This is a genomic window from Vibrio sp. 10N.261.52.A1 (assembly GCF_002876325.1).
In the GTDB taxonomy this organism is placed as follows: Bacteria; Pseudomonadota; Gammaproteobacteria; order Enterobacterales; family Vibrionaceae; genus Vibrio; species Vibrio chagasii.
Map to the genome: position 1 here is coordinate 1 of NZ_MCYD01001213.1, position 6400 is coordinate 6400.

A 6400-nucleotide genomic window follows, 5' to 3' on the forward strand; every position below is an offset into this window, starting at 1 on the left:
AACTTAACTAGTAAAAACGCCAGTTTCAATCACTATTTTAAAAAGAACGCAATTTTTTTTGTGTTTTATATTTATAACACCCTGTATAACTTTATTTACACGCTATCGATTGCGCAATTTCAATAGGATAACGTTGAATGTTTTTTCCCCATCACTTGTCAACAAAACTGCTCTATCAACAGAAACAAAAAAGCCCACGCTGTTAACGTGAGCTTTAAAATTAATTACATTCTTTTCAATGGTTTGACGACACTATCGAGCCCTTCTATTTTTAGTGCTAGGCACAGTTTGAGCAAGTCACCTAGCTCACCATTTGGGAACCCTTTCTTGTCAAACCACAATAAATATTCTTCAGGTAAGTCAATCAGTGTGCGGCCCGCATACTTTCCAAATGGCATCTGCATTCGAGCCAACTTAATCAGATTCTCTTTCTCTAGCATTGTTCGGTCTTTCTATGCGTCATCGATGTTCTGTAGAGTATCACCTAAACGTTCAACCCAATAGTTGATTGCATCTTTGGCATCGTCAAGTGAATCAATCATAGTCGAAAAGTCCTTATTCCCCGCCTCACGATCGATCGCTGCGAACAGTGGTGTGCCATCTTGGGCGTCACTCACCAACAGTTCGACACTGGCGCTACCGACATTGGTGTGCTCACCTGTCGCAACTTTGGAGATGGTCGACATAGCAAGCCCAAAAGGCAAAACGCTGCTGGTTACAGCTAAGATAGGATTTGGCGTTTCAACGTTACTCAATGCGATACTCAAACGTAACGTTTTACCCGTAGGCTCGTCGACGATCACTTTGTGAGGTGATATTTTCTCCTCTAAGCGCCTCACCATATGGTCGGTAAGCTCTTGAATCTCTCCCTGATCTAGCGAGCCTTCTTCGGCAAGCACGAAGGTTTGGTCAATGACGACAGAATCATAATCCTCCAACTTGCTCTTCAAGCGATCGGCGTCGCGTAAGCCTAACCGTGCCCAAACGAGATCGACTCCCCCGTCAGGACCAGGCTGAAAATCTTCATAAGTGGTGAATTTGGTGGCAGTTTTGATTGGGCCGCCTGCACAACCAAACAAAAAAATGCTGGTTGCGACAAGCAAGAAAAGTTTTATGGAGTTCATAGCGCACTTAGGTTGGAAGAAAAACACCCAAGTATGCTATACCATATGTGAAAAGTTTGTTGAAAAAGAGGCTATAACTCAGAGCTAACTCTAAAATTAGTTGTGCTGAACGGTGTGAGCATACTCTACGATAACTTGATTTCCTTCGATGTAAGCATTTTGGATCTCTCCATCAACACTCATTCTACTTTTCAAGTAGACCACTTTAGGACCAGAGTCATTTCCTTCTTTAAGTGACGGGAATACGTTTCTTGGTTCCAAATGAAGTAGACGACAGAAATGGCTCACAAATGACATAGTTAGCGGTGACTCCCCTCGCAACACATTTGAGAAATCAAGCTGACTCATACCAAGCTTCTTTGAAAACTCCATCTGCGTGATTCGCATTCGCGATTTTTGTGACATCCACGTTTGGTACAACGCTTCTCTATCTTGTTCAGTGAATTCCATACTGACTCCTTTATATAATTCATACCAATTAATTGTCCGGCTTTTCATACATAACGTGTCAGGGTTTGGTTAGTGGAAACCAAAGGTTTGGTTTTGATATGCGCTCAATCGTTATCAGCAACTAAAGTTAAGCACCCAAACCATTCACAAAAACAATTAGAGTAAATACTTTCTTAACTTATTTCAATTACTTATGAGTTAACAAACGAATCATATAGCAAGTTAATTTGTATTAAGAATTAAAAGTTCGAGATTAGCATTCCACATTTAAATCGATTGATTCGCATTTATAAAACTCGTTGGCTACATTCCGCTTGCTTAAACGCACTTCTGGCAAACTATTTGAAAGAATAGGACGCAAAGCCACCGGTCTGTCGACAAATATTCTGTCTATGATAGCGGAGCTGCCACTTAATAGAATTTAAGTGTAAATGCATGCCGGAGTGTTCTCTTTTTGTCGGCCAAATACAGTAAGGACAAATAATGAAACAACTCCCAAAAAAATCACTCATCGCACTGTCGCTGCTAAGCGTTAGCGGTGCAAGCTTCGGTCATGGTTATGTTTCGGCATACAATAATGGCGTAGCAGAAAGCCGTGTAGCTCTATGTAAATTCCCTGCGAGTGATACACAAGAAAAAAACACTAACTGCGGTGGTATTCAATATGAACCACAAAGTGTGGAAGGCCCTGAAGGTTTCCCTGAAGTCGGCCCTGTCGATGGAAAAATTGCCAGTGCGCAATCTTCTTTAGCAGCAGCGCTCGACGAGCAAAAAGCAGATCGCTGGGTTAAACGCCCTATCAAGTCTGGTTCTCAATACTTTGAGTGGACGTTCACGGCAAACCACAAAACTCGCGATTGGAAATATTACATAACTCAACCAGACTGGAATCCAAACCAACCTTTGGCACGCAGTTCTTTTGACTTAACGCCATTCTGTGTTGTTCAAGGCAATATGGAGCAACCGCCGATGCAAGTAAGCCACCTGTGTAATGTACCAGAACGCGAAGGTTATCAAGTGATTCTTGCTGTATGGGATGTGGGTGACACTGCAGCAGCTTTCTACAACGTTATCGATGTAAAGTTTGATGGTGACGGTCCTATCATTCCTGACTGGGATCAAGGTGGTCAAATCAACCCAACACAAGACCTGAATGTTGGCGATGCAGTTTACACTCGTGTATTCGACCAATCTGGTGAGAACGCTTCATACAGCACTGAGCTTGTGATTGAAAATACAGAACAAGGCAAAGCCAATAACTGGTCTTACGCGTTGGCATCGAAGATCAACCAAGAACAGACCCAAATTAAAGCGGGTCAATTGAACGATCAAGGCGATTTCGCACCGGTATACGGTTCGAACCCTGTTTATCTAAAAGCAGGCTCTGGCTTCAACAGTGTCGAAATCGGCTACAAGATCGATACGCCAGAACCAGAACATGAAATTGAAGTAACTGGTTTAGAATCAGAATACATCATCGATGAGAGCCAGCCTACACAGCTTGATCTTACTCTAGCGGCAACGGGCAATGTTCAAGCAGAACTCACGGTATACAACCACCATCGCGAAGCGCTTGCATCTCAAAAATCTGAGCTACAAGACGGGCAAGTTGAAGGTGTTCAACTGACGCTTTCTAAATCTGAAGCTGGCCACCACATGCTTGTGGTAGTGACCAAAGATGACCAAGGTAACTTAGTGGATCAGAACACGCTTGATTTCCACCTGATGGACGAGCAAACACCGCCACCAGCGGGCGATTACGACTTCGTATTCCCTGAAAGCATTGACTCTTACACCGCGGGCACGAAAGTACTAAGCAGCGACGGTAGTATTTATCAGTGTAAAGAGTTCCCATACTCTGGTTACTGTGTTCAATGGGCACCAACGGCAACTCAGTACGAACCTGGCGTAGGTTCACACTGGCAAGATGCTTGGAACAAAGTGGACTAATTATTAGTAAGGTAATTACTTTCAAGTACGTAAGCTTGTGTAATTAGTCAAACAAAAACGGATGCCCAGAGCATCCGTTTTCTTATTCAGCAACAGCAGAAATGCGGTTATCAAAGTAGATAGTGGTCTGCCAACAAAGCAACAAACAAGATCATGAGATGATAGATTGAGAACTTAAAGGTCTTCATCGCCATGTTCGGCTCATCGCGATACTTCAATACCCAGGCAGAATAAACAAACCCACCGTTGAGCAGCAAAGACGCGCTCAGGTATATCCAACTGCTCATTCCAACCAATACTGGCAGCACACACACGATGCTCAGCAATAGTGTATACAGCAGAATTGAAGTCTTGGTGTAAGTTATCCCATGTGTCACAGGCAACATCGGGATATCTACCTTGGCATATTCGTCACGACGATGAATCGCAAGCGCCCAAAAGTGAGGAGGTGTCCAGATGAAGATAATCATCACCAGTAGCCATGCGTTGGAGTGCAACTCGTTAGTCACTGCCGTCCAACCCAATAAAGGTGGCATTGCACCTGCGATCCCTGCAATGACAATGTTCTGTGGCGTCGCTCGTTTTAAATACATGGTATAGATAACCGCATAACCTAATAGACTCGCAAAGGTTAGCCAAGCCGTAAGCGGGTTAACTAACAAGGCTAAAGTCACAAAGCCAAGTAAACCGATACCTGCCGCAAAGGCGAATACTCGTACACTGCTGAGCTCACCCGATGGTAAAGGACGACGATTAGTACGAGACATTTGCCCATCGATCTTCTTGTCGATCAAGTGATTAAATGCAGCGGCTGAACCCGCCATCAACCCTATCCCTATCATGCCAAATAATGCTTGCTGTAATGGCAATCCATTAGGCACCGCTAAACACATGCCGACTAATGCTGTTAACAACATCAAAGCAACCACTTTAGGCTTGGTCAGTGATAAATAGACCTTCCAAGCTGCTTTGTTTTGAGCAGCAACTTCATGACTTGAAGCGGTATCTTGAACCACAATTTGATGCTGTGTTGAAGTTCTACTGACCATGATTACCTCCTTGTAATACACTGTTCTTTGCCAAGCGCTCACTTGGTTTTCGTTGCCACACTACAAAGTTTGTCGCAACCAGACTGACAAGCAGCATCGCCGCAACTAAGTTATGAAGCACTGCCACTGAAATCGGTAGATGGAACCACACGTTGCTGATCCCTAAACTGACTTGCACGGCTAATACCAATGCCACAATGACACCCAGTTTTTGGTGCGCTGTTTGACCAAGCTTCCACAACTGATACACGACCATTAGCACCGTTATCGTTGCCACAATAGCGCCAAACCTATGCATGACATGTATGGTGAGCCTTGCGGGGTACTCGAGCACACCAAACTCATAGTTATCATGCCCATGCTGTGCAAAGTCGAACGCATTCTTAAAATCTAGGTAGCTTGTCCAATTACCTTCACAGATAGGTAGTTGAGTACATACCAGCGCGGCATAATTTGAAGACGTCCAACCGCCAAGTAAGATCTGTCCAATTACAACCATCAGGCCAAGTAACGCAGCAAACTTGCTCGTCGCCGAGTATTTCGTTTCACTGAACCGAGTCTGGAAATTAGAGAGGCGAAAATACAGTAGGCAGAGCAGAGACAGCAGAGTGAACCCTCCCATCAAGTGCGCCATCACCACAACCGGCATCAGCTTCAGAGTCACTGTCCACATCCCTAACAAAGCTTGAAATATCACCGTTGCCGAAATAAGTAACGGTAGCCCAGCAGAGGTGATGTTCTTCTTAATACACCAAACGATCACACCAAAGATAAGAAGCCCTAATGAACCAGCAAAGTAGCGATGTATCATCTCTATCCATGCTTTATCTGCCTCAAGAGCGCGTCCAGGGAATTGGAGATTGGCTTGGTTCACCGCTTGTGCATCTGAAGGTACCGTGAGCTTTCCGTAACACCCAGGCCAGTCAGGGCAACCAAGCCCAGCGTCCGATAATCGGGTATAAGCACCGAGCACAATCACTGTCAGCGTCAGTAAGATAGTCACTCGCATCACGAGCATGAGCAAATCAGGGGCTTTGTTCTGCATCGTTTATCTCCCTATAAGTATTCCTTGTCGCTGCTAGAGTTCAGCCACCGCGGTCAAACCGAATCACTTATCAGCTACCCAACTCGCGACAGTTTTAGAAGCTTTCTCAAATCATGAATCATGCCTTTGGACTGCCCGACTAACTGCGACGGTTCTGAGACACTTTTGTATTCCATAACAAGTTGCCCAAGGGGATCAATGATAACAATCGAAGCTGGTGCGAACTTAGTGCTCAACTGCTCCCCACCAGACAGGAATGACAAATCAGGTTTGTTAAATGCTCCTGGTAATGCATCCCCTTCAGAAACAAAAACCACAGCTGTCACTCGTTCTTTGTTCTTCCCCAGCGCTAAATAGCTTTGGTTCAAGTAATGGAGTTGTTGTTCGCATAAGCTATCGCAGTCCGTTGGCGCAATGTAACCCACCAACCACCCTTCTCCTTCCATAGGCGCCGTCAGCCCAAAATCTTGTAGAGTCACTCTTGGCTCAACTAACTCCCCACTGTTTGTCACACCAGATGTGTACCAATTCTGCTCTAATACAGTTTTAGCAATAATGGCAGGTAAGGCGAAGACCAAAATCAATCCGATGAGTACAAGTCGACCACGTGAGCGGCGCTGTTTAAACGCAGCAAGATTAGCATCGGTACTTTCCTTTTTAGTTTGTGTTTGAGACTTATCCATTTTGATTCCCTGTATTAGTCGCTGCCGATCGCTAACCGTGTTTATGTCGTTGCAAGCATTTACTTCTTATTCATGTGACTATGTTTCTTCAAGTATCTA

The 6400-nt window shown here is 44.5% G+C and carries 7 protein-coding genes and 1 riboswitch; of the genes, 1 reads left to right on the plus strand and 6 read right to left on the minus strand.

The genetic code is table 11. The annotated features are described in order from the left end of the window. Positions 1-224: 224 nt before the first annotated feature. The 3 genes from BCT81_RS25650 to BCT81_RS25660 form a co-directional block, all read right to left on the minus strand. Positions 225-440, minus strand: coding sequence for a DUF3820 family protein (locus BCT81_RS25650; protein WP_102426293.1), 216 nt, complete (start codon positions 438-440; stop codon positions 225-227). 12 nt (positions 441-452) lie between these two features. Next, complete coding sequence (locus tag BCT81_RS25655; protein WP_102426294.1) at positions 453-1124, minus strand: DUF3313 domain-containing protein; 672 nt, start codon at positions 1122-1124, stop codon at positions 453-455. Between the two features lie 96 nt (positions 1125-1220). Then, entirely contained in the window at positions 1221-1574 is a 354-nt protein-coding gene (locus tag BCT81_RS25660; protein ID WP_008217214.1) for a transcriptional regulator, read from the minus strand. A gap of 322 nt (positions 1575-1896) precedes the next feature. Continuing rightward, positions 1897-1986: riboswitch (cyclic di-GMP riboswitch) on the plus strand. Between the two features lie 71 nt (positions 1987-2057). On the opposite strand from BCT81_RS25660, the gene gbpA reads away from it, so the two are divergent. After that, positions 2058-3524 carry an N-acetylglucosamine-binding protein GbpA gene (gene gbpA / locus BCT81_RS25665; RefSeq protein WP_102426295.1) on the plus strand — a complete coding sequence of 489 codons (1467 nt, stop codon included), beginning with the start codon at positions 2058-2060 and terminating at the stop codon, positions 3522-3524. 110 nt (positions 3525-3634) lie between these two features. On the opposite strand, the gene cyoE is transcribed toward gbpA, so the two are convergent. From cyoE to BCT81_RS25680, 3 genes are all read right to left on the minus strand, one after another. Continuing rightward, entirely contained in the window at positions 3635-4573 is a 939-nt protein-coding gene (cyoE, locus tag BCT81_RS25670; RefSeq protein ID WP_102426296.1) for a heme o synthase, read from the minus strand. Beyond that, on the minus strand, positions 4563-5618 hold the full coding sequence (locus tag BCT81_RS25675) for a COX15/CtaA family protein (RefSeq protein ID WP_102426297.1): 1056 nt from the start codon (positions 5616-5618) through the stop codon (positions 4563-4565). The genes cyoE and BCT81_RS25675 overlap by 11 nt, the downstream gene beginning before the upstream one ends. Before the next feature lie 74 nt (positions 5619-5692). Continuing rightward, a complete protein-coding gene (locus tag BCT81_RS25680) occupies positions 5693-6301 on the minus strand; it encodes a hypothetical protein (RefSeq protein ID WP_061031234.1) in 609 nt (202 codons plus the stop codon). Positions 6302-6400 lie beyond the last annotated feature (99 nt).